General features: G+C 70.0%; 12 protein-coding genes. 7 read left to right on the top strand and 5 right to left on the bottom strand.

Annotated elements, in window-relative coordinates; translation table 11 throughout:
• Position 1 precedes the first annotated feature (1 nt).
• Positions 2–766: an ABC transporter permease subunit gene (locus AZOLI_RS25650; protein WP_014189563.1), complete on the bottom strand. Its 765-nt coding sequence runs from the start codon at positions 764–766 to the stop codon at positions 2–4.
• Positions 767–1,021: 255 nt separating this feature from the next.
• Between AZOLI_RS25650 and AZOLI_RS25645 the strand changes: the two genes are divergently transcribed.
• The 3 genes from AZOLI_RS25645 to AZOLI_RS25635 all read left to right on the top strand — a co-directional run bounded on the left by AZOLI_RS25645 (position 1,022) and on the right by AZOLI_RS25635 (position 5,595).
• Positions 1,022–3,298, top strand: coding sequence for a VTT domain-containing protein (locus tag AZOLI_RS25645; RefSeq protein WP_014189562.1), 2,277 nt, complete (start codon positions 1,022–1,024; stop codon positions 3,296–3,298).
• Positions 3,295–4,104, top strand: a complete 810-nt coding sequence (locus AZOLI_RS25640) for an endonuclease/exonuclease/phosphatase family protein (protein WP_014189561.1) — start codon at positions 3,295–3,297, stop codon at positions 4,102–4,104. Before AZOLI_RS25645 ends, AZOLI_RS25640 begins: the two co-directional genes overlap by 4 nt.
• Positions 4,105–4,368: 264 nt before the next feature.
• Positions 4,369–5,595 (top strand): polyhydroxyalkanoate depolymerase, encoded by a 1,227-nt coding sequence (locus tag AZOLI_RS25635; RefSeq protein WP_014189559.1) that lies wholly within the window; start codon positions 4,369–4,371, stop codon positions 5,593–5,595.
• A 172-nt stretch (positions 5,596–5,767) separates the two neighbouring features.
• Here the strand turns inward: AZOLI_RS25635 and eat are convergent, their stop codons facing one another.
• The 3 genes from eat to AZOLI_RS25620 all read right to left on the bottom strand — a co-directional run bounded on the left by eat (position 5,768) and on the right by AZOLI_RS25620 (position 9,412).
• On the bottom strand, positions 5,768–7,180 hold the full coding sequence (gene eat / locus AZOLI_RS25630; RefSeq protein WP_014189558.1) for an ethanolamine permease: 1,413 nt from the start codon (positions 7,178–7,180) through the stop codon (positions 5,768–5,770).
• 64 nt (positions 7,181–7,244) lie between these two features.
• Positions 7,245–8,021, bottom strand: coding sequence for an ethanolamine ammonia-lyase subunit EutC (gene eutC, locus AZOLI_RS25625; RefSeq protein WP_014189557.1), 777 nt, complete (start codon positions 8,019–8,021; stop codon positions 7,245–7,247).
• A complete protein-coding gene (locus tag AZOLI_RS25620; protein ID WP_014189556.1) occupies positions 8,018–9,412 on the bottom strand; it encodes an ethanolamine ammonia-lyase subunit EutB in 1,395 nt (464 codons plus the stop codon). The genes eutC and AZOLI_RS25620 overlap by 4 nt, the downstream gene beginning before the upstream one ends.
• Before the next feature lie 341 nt (positions 9,413–9,753).
• On the opposite strand from AZOLI_RS25620, the gene AZOLI_RS25615 reads away from it, so the two are divergent.
• Positions 9,754–10,014, top strand: coding sequence for a hypothetical protein (locus tag AZOLI_RS25615; protein WP_014189555.1), 261 nt, complete (start codon positions 9,754–9,756; stop codon positions 10,012–10,014).
• 12 nt (positions 10,015–10,026) lie between these two features.
• On the opposite strand, the gene AZOLI_RS25610 is transcribed toward AZOLI_RS25615, so the two are convergent.
• Positions 10,027–10,803: a DUF1194 domain-containing protein gene (locus tag AZOLI_RS25610; RefSeq protein WP_014189554.1), complete on the bottom strand. Its 777-nt coding sequence runs from the start codon at positions 10,801–10,803 to the stop codon at positions 10,027–10,029.
• Between the two features lie 421 nt (positions 10,804–11,224).
• Here AZOLI_RS25610 and AZOLI_RS25605 point away from each other — a divergent pair, with 421 nt between their 5' ends.
• From AZOLI_RS25605 to AZOLI_RS25595, 3 genes are all read left to right on the top strand, one after another.
• The gene (locus tag AZOLI_RS25605; RefSeq protein ID WP_014189552.1) at positions 11,225–13,000 is read left to right on the top strand and encodes a hypothetical protein; all 1,776 of its coding nucleotides are present in this window, start codon (positions 11,225–11,227) and stop codon (positions 12,998–13,000) included.
• 114 nt (positions 13,001–13,114) lie between these two features.
• On the top strand, positions 13,115–13,750 hold the full coding sequence (locus AZOLI_RS25600) for a LysE family transporter (RefSeq protein ID WP_014189551.1): 636 nt from the start codon (positions 13,115–13,117) through the stop codon (positions 13,748–13,750).
• A gap of 349 nt (positions 13,751–14,099) precedes the next feature.
• Positions 14,100–16,190 (top strand): putative bifunctional diguanylate cyclase/phosphodiesterase, encoded by a 2,091-nt coding sequence (locus tag AZOLI_RS25595; RefSeq protein ID WP_014189550.1) that lies wholly within the window; start codon positions 14,100–14,102, stop codon positions 16,188–16,190.
• Positions 16,191–16,377 lie beyond the last annotated feature (187 nt).

The following is a 16,377-nucleotide window of genomic DNA, read 5'->3' as shown; positions in this document are numbered from 1 at the left end:
GTCACGCGCCGTCATAGGGCGTGGAGCTGTGGTTGGCCGGATCGATCCAGTCGCGCACGGCGAGGCCGAGAGCGCCCAGCAGCACGGTCAGCCCGCAGAGCGCCACCAGCACCGGCAGCGACCCCGCCGCCGACCCGGCGCGGGCAGCGTCGATCATCAGCGCCCCCGCCCCCGGCAGGTCCAACAGGCTTTCCAGCGCCACCGCCCCGACCACCGCGGCCAGAACCGCGGCGCGCAGGCCGCTCATCACCGGGGCGACCGCCTGCGGCAGGGCGTGGTGGCGCAGCACGGCCCGTTCGTCCAGCCCAAGGCCGCGGGCCATGCGCACCGCGCCGCCCTCCGGCCCGGCGCCGAGCGCGCGCTCCATCGCCGGGCGCGACAGCCTCGCCGCCTGGCAGGCGGCCGGAATGGCGAGCGCGGTCAAGCCCAGCGGTGCGGCCGACGCCCCGGCCCGCACGGCGAGCGCCGCGACGGCGGCCAGCAGGAATCCCGGAAGCAGCGGACCCGCCCCGGCCAGGAACCGTCCGATCAGCCCGCCCGCCGACCGCGGGGCCACCGCCGCCCAGGCGCCGGCCAGGGCGCCCAGCGCGGTGCCCACCGCCAGAGACGGCAGGGTCAGCAGCAGCGTCACCGCCAGCCCGCTCAGCAGCGCCGTCGCGGCGTCCGGCTGCGGCGCCACCAGTGCCGACAGCCCCACCCCCGCCGCCATCGGCAGGATGGCGGTCGGCACGGCATCGATCAGGCGGCGGATCAGGAGGCGCGGCATTGATAAGGACGGTATCGGGGGGAAAACGGCGTATCGGGTGCGACATGCGACCGTAAGCGTCCCCACCCCCATGGGGCAACAGAATTAGCGCCGGCCCCGGATCCGCAGCGGAAAAGCCGCCCCATCCGACTTTTTCGACCGGCAGCGTGGCCGGGGTGGCTGCAATTCCCGGCGGCCTTCACCAAATGGCTGAGGGCGGGGAAGGAAAGGCCTTCCCAGATGTTATGACCCAGGACACACAGCCGACCGGACCCCATGTACGCCCATTCGCCCCAGCCGCTCCCCTCCGACGGACCGCCGCCCGACGCCACCGGATCCGCCGGCGCGCTGCGGCCGATCCTGGAACCGGGGCGGACCTGCTGGCGGGTGGAGGAGACGGCGCGGCTGGGGGTCATCGTCGACGGCGAGGATTACTTCGCGCTGGCCAAGGCCGCCATGCGGCGGGCCCGGCGCACCATCTACCTCACCGCCTGGGACCTGGACGCCCGCATCCGCCTGATGCCGCAGACGCGCCGGCCGCGCCGGCCCGACCGGCTGGGCACGCTGCTGAACTGGCTGGCGACGACGCGGCCCGACCTGCACATCCATGTGCTGAAATGGGACTATGCCGAGCTGTTCGACCTCGCCCGCTGGTCGCACCCCTTCATGCTGCGCAACTGGCTGACCCACCGGCGCCTGCAATACCGGCTGGACGGCGACCATCCGACCGGCGCCTGCCATCACCAGAAGCTGCTGGTGATCGACGACCGGGTCGCCTTCTGCGGCGGGCTGGACATCACCGCCAACCGCTGGGACACCCGCGCCCATCATGCGCATGACCCCCGGCGGCGCCAGCCCGACGGCAAGCCCTATGAGCCGTTCCACGACGTGATGATGGCGGTGGACGGCGACGCCGCCCGCGCGCTGGGCGAGATGTTCCGCGAGCGCTGGGCGCGGGCGACCGGCGAGACGCTGCCGCCGCCGCCCGCGTCGCCCGGCCGGCCGCCGCGCCGCCATCCGCTGGCCGCCGACCCCTGGCCGCCGGGCTTCGAGCCGCTGCTGCGCGGCGTGCGCGTCGGCATCGCCCGCACCGATCCCGCCTGCAACGGCCGCGAGGCGGTGCGCGAGGTGGAGGCGCTCTATCTGGAGGCCATCGCCCAGGCGCGCGAGGTCATCTATCTGGAAAGCCAATATTTCGCCTCCACCGCCGTGGCCGAGGCGCTGAAGGCCCGGCTGGCGGAACCGGACGGGCCGGAGGTGATCGTCGTCAATCCGGTGCGCACCACCAGCTGGCTGGAGAACACCGTCATGCTGGGCGCCCGCGCCCGCCTGACCCGCGAGCTGCGCGAGGCCGACCGGCACGGCCGTTTCCGCCTGTTCGCCGCGCTGACCGACGGCGGCACCTTCATCACCGTGCATGCCAAGGTGATGGTGGTGGACGACCGGCTGCTGCGCATCGGCTCCGCCAACCTCAACAACCGCTCGATGGGGCTCGACACCGAATGCGACCTGGCGCTGGAAGCCGGGCCGGGGCCGGAGGACGCCGAGACCCGCCGGGCGATCCGCCACACCCGCAACGACCTGATCGCCGAGCATCTGGGCACCCGTCCGGAGGCGGTGGCGGCGGCACAGCGGCGGCTGGGCTCGCTCGCCGCGGCGATCGACGAGCTGCGCCGGCCGATGGGGCGCAGGCTGGAGCCGCTGCACGAACCCGAGCCGGACGGGCTGGCCGCCGCGGTCGCCGACGCCCGCGTCTTCGATCCCGAACATCCGGTCGACGCGGTGGACATCGTGCGCCGGGTGCTGCCGTCGCGGATCCCGCGCACCCGCCACTGGCTGATGCTGGCCGGAGTCCTGGCGATTCTGGGGCTGTGGGGGATGTGGCGCTACACCGCGCTGCAGGAATGGGCGACGCTGGACGCCGTGCTGGCGGTCTTCCAGAACCTGCGCGACAGCCCGCTGGCGCCGCTGTGGCTGATCCTGGCCTATGTCGCCGGCGGCTACGTCATGTTCCCGCTGACCGTGATGATCGCCGCCACCGCCATCGTGATGGGTCCCTGGTGGGGCTTCCCCACCGCCATGGGCGGGGCGGTCGCCTCGGCGGTGGCGATGTTCTGGACCGGACGGATGGCGGGGCGCGACCTGCTGGACCGTCATGGCGGCCCGCTGATCGCGCGGCTCAACGACAGGCTGGCCGACAGCGGCATCGCCGCGGTGGCCGGGGTACGCGCCGTGCCGGTGGCGCCCTACACCGTGGTGAACCTTGCCGCAGGTGCGTCGAAGCTGCGTTTCGGCGATTATGTGATCGGCACCATGGTCGGTCTTGCGCCCGGCATCCTTGCCTTCAATCTGCTCGGGCACCAGCTTGAGCGGACCATCAGCGATCCCGGCGCCGCCGACATCGCGCTGCTGGTGGCGATGGGAGCGGTGGCGATCGGGCTCGGCTGGCTGACGAGCCGGCTGCTCGGCCGGTCGGGGCGGAAGCCCGGCCGGACGGCAGGGGAAGAAGGCCAGCAGGACGACAGGCCAGACGAAAGGATTTTGGAACCGTGATCCGTTTCAGCCGTGAGCGTGTCCAGCGCATCGCCGCCGCGTTGCGCGCAGCCCGCGCCCGCCGTCCCCGCCCCGCCGACAGCCGCAATTCGCCCGTTCCGGACGGCATGGCCGCCTTCAGCGTCGCCACCTGGAACATCCACAGCTGCGTCGGGCTGGATGCCCGATTCGCCCCCGACCGCATCGCCCAGGTGATCCGCGACCTCGAAGTCGACCTGATCGGGCTGCAGGAGGTCGGCTGGCACCATCGCGGCGAATCGGGGATGGACCAGTTCGCCTTCCTGGAACAGCACACGGGCCTGAAGGCCTATGCCGGCCCGACCAAGCACAGCGAACGCGCCCATTACGGCAACTGCCTGCTGACCCGCCTGCCGGTGCGCTCGATGGAGACGATGGACCTCTCCGTCGGCAAGCGCGAGCCGCGCGGCGCCATCGATGCGGTGGTGGAGGTACAGGGCCGCCCGGTGCGGGTGATCGTCGCCCATCTCGGCCTCGACCCCTGGGAACGGGCCAAACAGGTCGGCGACATAGTGTCGCGGGTGGAGCGGCAACCGGAGCTGCCCACCCTGTTTATGGGCGACCTGAACGAATGGACGCCCAGCTCGCCGCGGCTGCGCCATCTGGCCGCCTCCTTCGCCGACGTCGCCAACCCGCGCAGTTTCCACGCCCGCATGCCGACCCTGCGGCTCGACCGCATCTATGTGACCGGAGGCCTGCAAATCCCCGCGTTCGAGGTGGTGCGCAGCATCCTGACCCGTCGGGCATCGGACCATCTGCCGGTCCGCGCCGTGCTGGCCGTCCCCTGATCGTCAGCCATTTCCCTGAACGTCAGTATGACCAACGGAGCCGCGCGCCGGGGTCATAGCGGGATTGTTGCAGTTGATAATTTTTTGTGCAGCGCAATGTTCTTTCAACAACAGAGCTTTGCAAATGCGAAGAGGCTCTTGACCTATACGCGACCCCTGACGAAGGATATGGTTGGTAATACGATCAATAAGTGGTCGAAGGAACAACGAACCGGACCAACGAGCCCTGGCCGACCGGGGGTAGCCGTGACGTGAGGATCTGATTTGCTGTATCACCTGTACGACATGCAACATGCCGCCATGCGGCCGATGCGTTTCTGGGCCGAAGCCGCCCAGCACACCTTCCAGAATCCGCTGGTCCCGCTGTCCTACACCAGGCTCGGCCGGGCGGTCGCCGCCGGGGCGGAGCTGGTGGAGCGGACGACCCGCCGCTTCGGCAAGCCGGCTTTCGGGCTGGCGGAGACGGTGGTCGACGGGCAGACCGTGCCGGTCACCGAGCGGTTCGTCTGGCAATCGCCCTTCTGCAAGCTGCTGAACTTCGCCAAGCCGGAAGGCACGCCGCGCCAGCCGAAGGTGCTTCTGGTCGCCCCGATGTCGGGCCACCACGCCACGCTGCTGCGCGGCACGGTGGAGGCGCTGATGCGCGACCACGACGTCTACATCACGGACTGGATCGACGTGCGGCTGGTGCCGATGTCGGCCGGGCGCTTCGACCTGGACGACTACATCGACACGGTGGCGGAGCTGATCCGCTTCCTGGGCCCCAACACCCACGTCATCGCGGTGTGTCAGCCGGCGGTTCCGGTGATGGCGGCGGTGTCGCTGATGGCGGCGGCGGACGAGCCGGTGCAGGCCCGCAGCATGACCCTGATGGGCGGCCCCATCGACCCGATGGCCAACCCGACGACCCCGGTCAAGCTGGCGATGGAACGCCCGCTGAAGTGGTTCGAGCGCAGCGTGATCGCCACGGTCCCGGTCTATTATCCCGGCGCCTTCCGCCGCGTCTATCCGGGCTTCATCCAGCTGTCGGGCTTCATGTCGATGAACCTCGACCGCCACATCAACGAGCATGTCGGGCTGTTCCGCCACCTCGTCCGCGGCGACGGCGATTCGGCCGAGCAGCACCGCCGCTTCTACGACGAATATCTGTCGGTGATGGACCTGTCGGCGGAATTCTACCTGCAGACCATCGAGACGGTGTTCCAGAAGCACGCCCTGCCGGAAGGCAGGATGGTCTCGCGCGGCCGCAAGGTGGAACCGGCTGCGATTGCCAGGACCGCGGTGATGACGGTGGAAGGCGAGTTGGACGACATCTCCGCCCCCGGCCAGACCATCGCGGCGCAGCGGCTGTGCTCGTCGCTGCCGGACGGGATGCGCAAGACGCATTTCCAGAAGGGTGTCGGCCATTACGGCATCTTCAACGGCCGCCGCTGGCGCGAAGCCATCCTCCCGGAAATCCGCAGCTTCATCCGCAGCCACGACGGGGAGTGAGAGCGATGGGGGCGCCGGCTGCGGGTGCCCCCTCCCTCCCGCTCTGGTGAGCGGGTCCCTCCCTCCCCCGCTTTGCGGGAGAGGGGAGAGTTTGCAAAGTGGCGGCAGTCCCCTCTCCCGCGAAGCGGGGGAGGGTTAGGGTGGGGGCACCCGTTAGGCACCCCACCACCCCTCAATCCACCATCGTCCGCGCCTCGGTGAAGGCATCCATGTGCCCCAGCCCGGACGTGCCGCCGGCCTTGACCCGCATGTCGGCCGTCGCGATGTGGAACAGGTAGCCCAGCGCGAACAGCGCCACGAACAGCCCGAACACCAGGGCGTTGTAGTAGATCATCGTCAGCAGGGCGAGCACCGCCAGCACCAGCGAGATCGCCGGGAACACCGGATAGAAGGGCGCGCGGTAGGGACGCTCCAGCGCCGGTTCGGTGGCGCGCAGGCGGAACAGCGCGGCCATGCTCATGATGTACATGACGATGGCGCCGAACACCGACATGGTGACGATGTTGGCGGTCAGCGGCAGGCCGCCGATCTGGATGAACTCGTCGGAATAGATGGCGGCGATGCCGACCACGCCGCCGGCCAGAACCGCCCAGTGCGGCGTCTTGCGGGTCGGGTGCAGCCGGGCGAACACCGGCGGCAGGAAGCCGGCGCGCGACAGCGCGAAGATCTGGCGCGAATAGCCCATGATGATGCCGTGGAAGGACGCGATCAGCCCGAACAGGCCGATCCACACCAGCATGTGCAGCCAGCCGCTCGACTCGCCGACCACCGCCTTCATCGCCTGGGGCAGCGGGTCGTTGATGTTCGACAGCGCGGTCCAGTCGCCGACGCCGCCGGCGAAGATCATCGTGCCGAAGGCCAGCACCACCAGCGTCAGGATGCCGCCGATATAGGCGCGCGGCACGGTGCGCTTGGGATCCTTGGTCTCCTCGGCCGCCATCGCGGCGCCCTCGATGGCCAGGAAGAACCAGATGGCGAAGGGGATCGCGGCGAAGATGCCGCCGAAAGCGTCCACGCTGAAGCTGTTCGATCCGGCCCAGCCGTTGGCGGTGAAGTTGGCCCAGGAGAAGCCGGGGAACACCACGCCCATGAACACCACCAGTTCGAAGATCGCCAGCAGCGTGACGAACAGTTCGAAGGTGGCGGCGATGGACACGCCGGCGATGTTCAGCCCCATGAAGATGACATAGGCGCCGACCGCCGCCAGCTTGGGGTCGAGCCCCGGAAACTGCACGTTCAGATAGGCGCCGATGGCGAGCGCGATGGCCGGCGGCGCGAAGACGAACTCGATCAGCGTGGCGAACCCGGCGACGAAGCCCCCCTTCGGTCCGAAGGCGCGATAGCTGTAGGCGAAGGGACCGCCGGCATGGGGAATGGCGGTGGTCAGCTCGGTGAAGCTGAAGATGAAGGTGGTGTACATCGCCGCGATCAGGATCGTGGTGACGAGGAAGCCCAGCGTCCCCGCCGCCGCCCAGCCGTAGCTCCAGCCGAAATATTCGCCGGAGATCACCAGCCCCACGGCGATCCCCCACAGATGGAGCCCGCTCAGGCTCTTGCTCAATTCAGGCTTCGTGTTCCCAGACATGTTGCCTCCTGCCCCTGTTCAAGGCTTTGAAAGTCACGGCGTTGGTGTCTATGGCAGCGCTCTTTCACGACCGGTCTGTCAGTTGGTTTTTCTCGTTGTCCGGACCGGCCAGGGACGGGGCGTCCTCCTTCAGGGCGACCCCCGTCAGCTTCAGCCGCGCCGCCTCGGTTGCGAGCCAGCACAGCTTGTCGGCGGCCGCCCGTATGGACAGGCCGTCGGAATGGATGTTGGAAATGCAGTTGCGTTCGGAATCGGCACGGCCGGGCCTCGGGTCCCAGGTCAGATAGACCCCCAGCGATTCCGCCGCCGACAGGCCCGGCCGCTCCCCCACCAGCAGCGCGACGAGACGGGCGCCCATGGCCGCCGCCACCTCGTCGCCCAGCGCCACGCGCGCCTGCGCGGCCAGCACCACCGGGCCGATGCGCAGATGCGGGAGCCGCTCCATGCAGGCATGGACCAGCGGGGCCGCATTCACCTGCACCGCGGCGGCCGACAGCCCGTCGGCGATCACGAACAGCAGGTCCCACTCCCCACCCGGCAGGGTCGCCGCACTGGCAGGATCCAGCCGGCGGCCGAGATCGGGCCGGCGCAGGTAGGTCGGCCGGTCGGCGGCCGCGCTGTGGACGCGCAGGGTTTCCAGCGGGGCGAGGTCGGCGGCCAGCCGGTCGAAATCGACCGCGCTGTGAACCGCGTCGCGGGCGCGGGCATGGGCCAGCTGGAACTCCAGCAGCGCCCTGGTCGGCAGGGCGTCGCCGCTGCGGCCCAGCGCGATGCGGGCGCGGGTGGCGCTGCGGAAGCGCGCCCACGGATCCTTCGGATTGTCCTTCCGGGTGTCGCTCATGGCGCGGCGCTCCCCAGCAGGGCGGAGACGACGAGGCTCTGGTCGGGCCAGGGCGGCAGGCGGCGCTGCTCGTCGAGCCAGCCGGCCTTCTCCAGCCACGCCTCGAACTCGGGTGCCGGCGGGCGTTTCAGCAGATGCCGCAGGCCGAGCACGTCGTGGTAGGACAGGCTCTGGTAATTCAGCATGACGTCGTCGGCGCCGGGCACCGCGATCAGGAAATTGACGCCCGCGGTCGCCAGCATCGTCATCAGGACGTCCATGTCGTCCTGGTCGGCCTCGGCATGGTTGGTGTAGCAGACGTCGCAGCCCATCGGCACGCCCAGCAGCTTGGCGCAGAAATGGTCTTCCAGCCCGGCCCGCGTGATCTGCTTGGCGTCATAGAGATATTCGGGGCCGATGAAGCCCACCACCGTGTTGACCAGCAGCGGGTCGAAGGCGCGGGCGACGGCATAGGCGCGGGTTTCCACCGTCTGCTGGTCGATGCCGAAATGGGCGTCGGCCGACAGCGCCGATCCCTGGCCCGTCTCGAAATACATCACGTTGTCGCCGATGGTGCCGCGCTTCAGCGATTTGGCCGCCTCCTGCGCTTCGGCCAGCAGCGACAGGGTGACGCCGAAGCCGGCATTGGCCTTCTCGGTGCCGGCGATGGACTGGAACACCAGATCGACCGGCGCCCCGCGCTCGATCGCCTGCATCGTCGTGGTGACATGGGCCAGAACGCAGGACTGCACCGGGATGTCGAAGCGGGTGCGCACCGCGTCCAGCATCTCCAGCAGCGCGATGCAGGCCGGCACATTGTCGGTCGCCGGGTTGATGCCGATCACCGCGTCGCCGATGCCGTAGAGCAGCCCGTCGAGCGTGGAGGCGGCGATGCCGGTCGGGTCGTCGGTCGGATGGTTGGGCTGCAGCCGGCTCGACAGCCGCCCCGGCAGCCCGACCGTGGTGCGGAAGCGGGTGACGACCGAGCATTTGGCAGCGACGCAGACCAGATCGTGGTTGCGCATCAGCTTGGACACCGCCGCCACCATCTCCGGCGTCAGGCCGGGGGCGAGCGCGGTCAGCGCAGCGGTATCGGCCTCGTAGGACAGCAGCCAGTCGCGGAACTGCCCGACCGTCATGTGCGCCACCGGCCGGAAGGCCTCGGCATCATGGCTGTCGACGATCAGGCGCGTCACCTCGTCGGTCTCGTAGGGGACCAGCGCCTCGGTGAGGAAGGTCTTCAGCGGCAGGTCGGCCAGCACCATGCGCGCCGCCACCCGCCGTTCGTCGCTGTCGGCGGCGATGCCCGCCAGCTCGTCCCCCGACCGCCGCGGCGAGGCGCAGGCCATCAGCGCCTTCAGGTCGTCGAAACGGTGGCGTTGCCGCCCCAGATCGCAATGGTACCCAGCCATGCCGGCCTCCCGCCCGTCTCATCCCTCGGGCGAGAGTGGCACGGGACGGACGGCGGGCAGTTGACCGTAGAACACAAAATGCAGCGTTCGACCTTCGTGAGAATTCCCTCTCCCGCCCCGGGAGAGGGAGGGGACCCACGAAGTGGGGAGGGTGAGGGGTGGTCCAAGAATTCTGAACCGCATGGTTCCTTGCACTACCCCTCACCCTTCCCACCGCTTCGCGGCGGGCCCCTTCCCTCTCCCGGGACGGGAGAGGGGGGATAGCCCATCTGCGTAAGCACCGGCCCAAGCGCGACCTTCGGCGGCGCAATTGGGTAGGCGGCCGAACCTCAAGCCCGGCCATGCCGTTCATCTCGCACCGCAGCGCGCCGCCCATCGCCGGACGCCGCGCGCCATGCAAGAAGGAGATCGTCATGCTGACGCTGTTGCGCACCGCCGTCCTGGTCCTGCCGCTGGTCGCCGTGGCCGCCTGCCACAATGAAGGCCCGGCCGAGCGTGCCGGCGAGTCCATCGACAACGCCGGCCAGAGCGTGAAGGACGCCATCGATCCGCCGGGTCCGGCCGAAAAGGCCGGCCGCGCCGTCGACCGCGCGGTGGACTGAATCCCGGCTCGCTCAGCGGGCCGCGAGGTCCCGCTCCCGCCCGGCCGGCTGGATGCCCGACACTTCCAGCAGCAGTTTGCTGAGGATCGCGTCGGCGAAGGCGTCGAAGTCGCGGGCAGGAACCAGGAAGGCGCCGGGACCGCCGATGACATGGTCGCGGTAATAGCCCTCCAGGTCGTTCGGCGGCGCTCCGCCCCAGGGGTTGGGCCGCTCGTTCAGGATCGGCAGCCCGTTGATGGTGATGCCGCGGGCGACGGCGGCGTCCCGCGCCTCCTCCACCGGACGGCCGCGGTTGTTCTCGCCGTCGCCCGACAGGTCGATGACCCGCCGCGTGCCCTCGAACCCGTTGTTCTCGAACAGCGGGGCGGCATAGTCGATGGCGGCGCTGATGGAGGTCCATTGCTCCGTCATCATCGGCGCCTCCGCCACCATGCCGGCGAAGCGCTCGATGCTGGCCGGATCGCTCAGTTCGGTCCAGGGCACCACGGTGTGCTGGTGGCCCTCCCCCGCCCATTCCACATAGGTGGCGCCGATCCGGCCGAAGGGGCCGCCGCGGATCGCCGCCTGCACCTTCAGGTTCAGCAGCGCCTGGACATAACCGTTGCGCTGCAGCTTCGCCTCGTCCGGATCGACGCTGCCGGACACGTCCACCGCCAGGACCAGTTCCAGGTCCACCGGCGTCTGGGCCGCGGCCGGGACCGCGGACAAGGACAGGCATAAGGAGGTGAGGATCAGCACGCAGGCCGGCAAACCGGCAAGGAGTTGGGCCAAAAGACGGTATGCACGCATACGCACCCCCTTCGCCACCGCTGTCCGGACGCCTGGCGTCGGACGAAGGATTGAGGATTGGTATGCGAACGGTCTCTGTCCATGCCCTGCCGGGCGATTCCGGCGGCACCGAAAGGCCAAGGCGGAGTACTCCGCCGCCATCGCAACCCGGAATGACCGGCACAATCCGTGGCGGCGGCACCGGTAACGGGTGACAAGGACCCGATTGCCTGCATAGGCTAAGCCGTAAGGGGTAAGCCGACCGGCGGAGGCCCCGCGCTCTCACGCACCCGCCCCAGCCCGGCAGTTCATGTCCGCATCAGCCATCGACGCGCCTGCAGGCCGCTCACTCTCCGCCGCTTCGCCGCGGCAGGCATGGACCCTGTGCGCCCTTCTGGCCGTCCTGACTGTCGGCTGGCCCGGCGGCTGGTTTGGATCTGCGATGGCGCAGACCGCGCCTGCGCCGCTGCATTCTGCCGAACTGATGGCGCCCGACCTGCCCAAGCCGCAGACTTCCGCAATCCGCACCATCGATGCGCACACGGCTTGCGCCGACCACGAACCCGCGGGCAAGCCCGTGCTCGACGCGCTGTTCGGCGGGGATGCGGCCTTCGCGGAACTGGCCCGCAGCAACCCGGCCGAGGCATTCCGCTGTTCCAGCCTGTTCCCCGGCGAGGCTGCCCTGGCCGCCCTGCGGGAGGCGGTCTTGCTCGCCCCCTTCGACGCCGTGGGCGCCGCGGACCAGCTGTCCACCCGTCCCGGCGGTGCGGAGGTGATCGCGCGGGCGCTCGACATCGGGTTGCTGACGCGCTCGCTGGACAGCGGCCTGCCCTTCTACGAGACGCGGCACGAGCTGCGCAAACGCCTGTCCAAGGAGCATCTGCGCCTGCTGGAAGCCCAGGCGGCCAAGGCGCTGGCGGCATCGCTGGCGCGCGATCCGGTGCCGATGGCGCCGAAGATCGGCCTGCTGCTGGACGACATGGTGGACGATCCGCCGGCCGACCGCTTCCGCATCACGCTGGCCCTGTCGTCGGAGGACCTGTTCGGCCTGATCGCCCGCATCGGGCCGCAGCTCTACACCTCCTCGCTCGACGGGTTGGTCAACATCCTCCGGATCCAGCTGAAGCAGGAGCGGCGCGGCATCCTCGACCTCGCCCGCGGCACGCGGACCCGGCCGCTGTGGGCGGACTTCTTCATCGCCGTCGTCGGCGGCGGGCGGGCCGGCAGCCTGTTCGGCACCGACCCCGCCACCGCGCGGGAACTGATGCGCGAGAGCATCCAGGCCCTGCTGCCGGCCATCCGGACGCCGCAGACTCCGCAGGCACCGGCAACGAGCGGCATGCCGGATCCTGCGGTGGTCATCGGCGTGCTGGCCGACGCCATGGACCTCGACAACCGCGCCGTCCGCGCCGCGCTTGAGGATGAACTGGCGGCCTGGTACCGCGACGCGGGCGAAGGCTCCGTCAAGGCGATGGCCGGGCTGGCGGGCAGCCTGCACGCGATGCGCCTGTCCGGCCGGCCGGCCACCCCCGCCTTCGAGGCGGAGCGGTTTCTCCAGCGCCATTCGCTGGGCACCCCGCCCGTCCTGACCGCGCAGCGCCTGTTCCGCAACGGCCTCAACGTGCAGCGGATGACCTTCTACGACGATCCCGACGGGCGCACGTCCTTCCGCGGCTTCCTGCGGCAGCACCGGATGCAGGGCTGGGCGCTGCACAGCCGGTCCGGTTTCGTCGTCGCCGTCAGTCCCGACCGCCACGACCGCCGCATCGTCATCGTCGCCGACGTGCCCGGCGCCGGCGATGCCGGACGGGCCGCGGCCTGGGACTGGATGGCGCGCGAGGGGCTGACCCCGTCCATCGTCATCCACCGCGGCCACAGCTATCACGAGGACGGCACGATGACGGAGATCGGGCCGGCCACGGCGCTGGTCTTCTGGGGATCCTGCGGCGGCCACACGCGGCTTCGCGCCACGCTGGAGCGGGCGCCCGACGCGCTGGTTCTGGCGACGCAGAACATCGGCGTGTCGGCCGTCAACGAAACGCTGCTGGCCATCATCGAGGAACGGCTGCTGGCCGACGGCACCATCGACTGGAGCGCGGTGTGGACCAGCGCCCGCGCCCGCATCCGCGACCGCCGCTTTGCCGCCTACCGGCGTCCCGACCAGGATTCGGCCAACCTCGCCTTCCGCGCATGGCGGGTCCAGGCGGCTTTCCCCTAACTCGCAACGGCAAGGCATGGCAGTGTTTCGCCGGCACCGCTTGCGGCGGAACCACGCGCATGGTGCTGTGGTGCATCCGATTGTTGCCCACCCCCGTTGTCGAGGCCCCAGACCATGACGTGTCAGACGCTCGCCTTCTTCTTCGCCACCGCCTTCGTGATCTCGATGACGCCGGGGCCGAACATGCTGCTGGCGATGAGCCTGGGCCTGCGCTTCGGCGCGCGGCGCGCCGCCTGGGGCGGGGCCGGCATGTGCGCGGCGCTGGCGGTGATGGCGGCGCTGTCGGCCTTCGGGCTGGGCGCCCTGCTTTCCACCTCCGTGCTTGCCTTCGAGATCGTGCGCTGGGCCGGCGTGGCCTATCTGACCTGGCTCGGCATCGCCGCATGGCGGGCGCCGGTGGAGCCGGCCGGCAACCGCGACGCCGCGGCCTCCGCGACCGGCGAGGGGTCGGCGGCGCGGCTGTTCCTGCGCGGCGCCCTGGTCGCCTTCAGCAACCCGAAGGCGCTGGTGTTCATGGGCGCCCTGTTCCCGCAATTCATCGATGCCGGCGCGCCGCTGGCGCCGCAGCTGATCGCCCTGGTCGCCACCATGGTGGTGATCGAGTTCGGCTGGATCATGGCCTATGCCACCGGCGGCGACCGTCTGGCGGCGAAGCTGACGACGGCGGCGGCGGCGAAGTCGCTGAACCGGCTGACCGGCGGCCTGATGATCGGCGCCGGCGGCCTGCTGGCGCTCGCCCGCCGGGTCTGACGCGCCCGCCCCGCTCCCCTCCGTTTCCGCAAAGAAAAAGGGCCGCGCAAATGCGCGGCCCTGAAGTTTAGGGAGGAAACGCCCCGAGAATGGGCAGGGCCAAGATATGCTGCGCCGCACACGAACTGGTATTACCAATGCTGAATGGTAGCCATGCGCCCCGGGAATGGCCCTATGCAGCAATATGCATTGTCAGCAATAAGCCGGGACTTTCGGTTACAAAAATTTCATAGAACCGCCGCGTTCGAGTCATCGCCCGTCCCATTAATGCATCGGTTTGCCATACCCCCGGAAGGGTTACCTCCTGGGTTGCATGGCGGTGCGAAACACGCGGTCGAGGAACGGTACGATGGCGATCCCAATCCTGCGCAGCCTGACGCTGAAGCAGGCGATTCATGCGGTCCTCGCCGCCTTCGTCATCGGGTTCGCCATCACCGCGGCGGAGTTCGCCTGGACCGCTTCGCGTGAGCGGGCTGCGGCGCTGGCCCGGATCGAGCAGGTCGCCAATCTGGTGGAGGGGCCGGCCGCCACCGCCGCCTGGCTGATCGACGGCGATCTGGCCGGGCAGGTGCTGGACGGCGTGGTGCGCGCGAATGCCGGCTGGGCGGAGATCCGCCTTGGGGACGGCACGCTGCTGGCCCGGCGCGAACAGACGGCCACGCCGATGTCGCTGCTGGGACAGGCGGCGACCGCGCTGCTCTTTGCCGACCGGCCGACGCTGGTCCATGACCTCCCCCTCCCCGCAGCCGACCGCAGCACGCCGGCGGGCAGCGGCCGGATCGTCGGCCGGCTGACGGTCGGGATCGACACCGGGCGGGCGGCGGCCGGCTTCCTCGCCTATGTTTCTGCGGCGCTGGTCGCCGGAACCCTGCGCAACCTCCTGATCGGGCTGGCGATGGCGGCGGTGTTCCACCGGCTGCTGACCCGCCCGCTCCTGCAGATCGGCCGCGCGGTGGCGCGCATCGATCCGGAAAAGCCCTATGGCCAGCCGCTGGTCGTGCCGCGCGGCCATGCCGACGACGAACTCGGTTTCGTCATCGCCCGCTTCAACCAGACCCTGACCCTGCTGGAGCAGGAGCATGACGAACTGCGCCGGCTGGCGACCCGCTGCCCGCTGACCGGTCTGGCCAACCGCGCGCTGCTGCTCGACCGGCTGGACCATGCCATCGATCTGGCGGAGCGCGCGCGGGAGCCGGGCACCGGACGGCTGGCGGTGCTCCACGTCGACCTCGACCGCTTCAAGCGGATCAACGACAGCCTGGGCCATGGGGTGGGCGACCTGCTGCTCTGCCGGGTGGCGGAGCGGCTCGGCGCCTGCGTCCGGCGCTGCGACACCGTCGGACGGCTGGGCGGCGACGAGTTCGTGGTGGTGCTGGAGCGCGTCGCCGACGGCGAGGAGGCGGCGATGGTGGCGCAACGGCTGCTGGACGGCCTGTCCGCCCTGCGCGAGGTGGGCAACCACCGCATCCATGTCACCGCCAGCATCGGCATCGTCCTCCACCCCATGGACGCCGCGGGCGGCAGTGGCGGCGCGGACGGCGGCGCGGACGGCGCCGGGCTGATGCGGATGGCCGATTCGGCGATGCAGACCGCCAAGGCGGCGGGCGGCAACCGCTTCGTCTTCCACACCCGCGACATGACCGACCGCGCCGAGACCCGCCTGCGGCTGGAGGCCGGACTGCGCGAGGCCGCCGCGGCCAAATCCTTCGAACTGGTCTACCAGCCGAAGATCGAGGCTGCGGGCGGCCGGCTGACCGGTTTCGAGGCGCTGATCCGCTGGCGGCACGAGGGGGTGGCGATTTCCCCCGCCGATTTCATCCCGGTCGCCGAGGATACCGGCCTGATCATCGAGATCGGCCATTGGGTGCTGGAGGAGGCGTGCCGCACCGCCACCCGCTGGGCGCTGGACCATGGCCCGGTGCCGGTGGCGGTCAACGTCTCCGCCCGCCAGCTCGCCGATCCCGGCTTCGCCCGGCTGGTCGAACAGGTGCTGCAGCGCCACGGCACCCCGCCCGGCCTGCTGGAGCTGGAGATCACCGAGACCGTCATCATGAAGGACGTGCGCCACCATCTGCCGACGCTGAACCGCCTGCGGGCGTTGGGGGTGCGCATCGCCATCGACGATTTCGGCACCGGCTATTCCTCGCTGGCCTACTTGCGCGAACTGCCGGTGGACGTGCTGAAGATCGACCGCAGCTTCGTCAACGACCTGCCGCACGCCCCGGACATCGCCTCCACCGTCATCGCCCTGGCCCAGAAGCTGCTGCTGTCCACCGTGGCGGAGGGGGTGGAGACCGCCGAACAGCGCCATTGGCTGGCCGAGGCCGGGTGCAACTGCCTGCAGGGCTTTCTGATCTCGCGCCCGCTGTCGGCCGATGCCGCCGAGGCGATGGTGATGACGGCCTTCGCCTGCGACGAGGCTCTGCCGCTGACGGCGTGAGGGGAGCAGGCATCAAGTAACCGGGAAAAATCTGCAGGACTGAAACTCAGTTTCATTTTTCGATCCCACACCATCGCAAGTTTCCGTCCGCATTCCGCACCGATCTGCCGATATTCGCCCACCCATTCACATCAGGATGGCCTGATATTCCGGACGAACAATTGCGGCGCCGGACAGCGCCTCCTTA

Source organism: Azospirillum lipoferum 4B (assembly GCF_000283655.1).
GTDB lineage: Bacteria > Pseudomonadota > Alphaproteobacteria > Azospirillales > Azospirillaceae > Azospirillum > Azospirillum lipoferum_C.
This window is presented reverse-complemented; position numbering and strand designations above follow the sequence as displayed.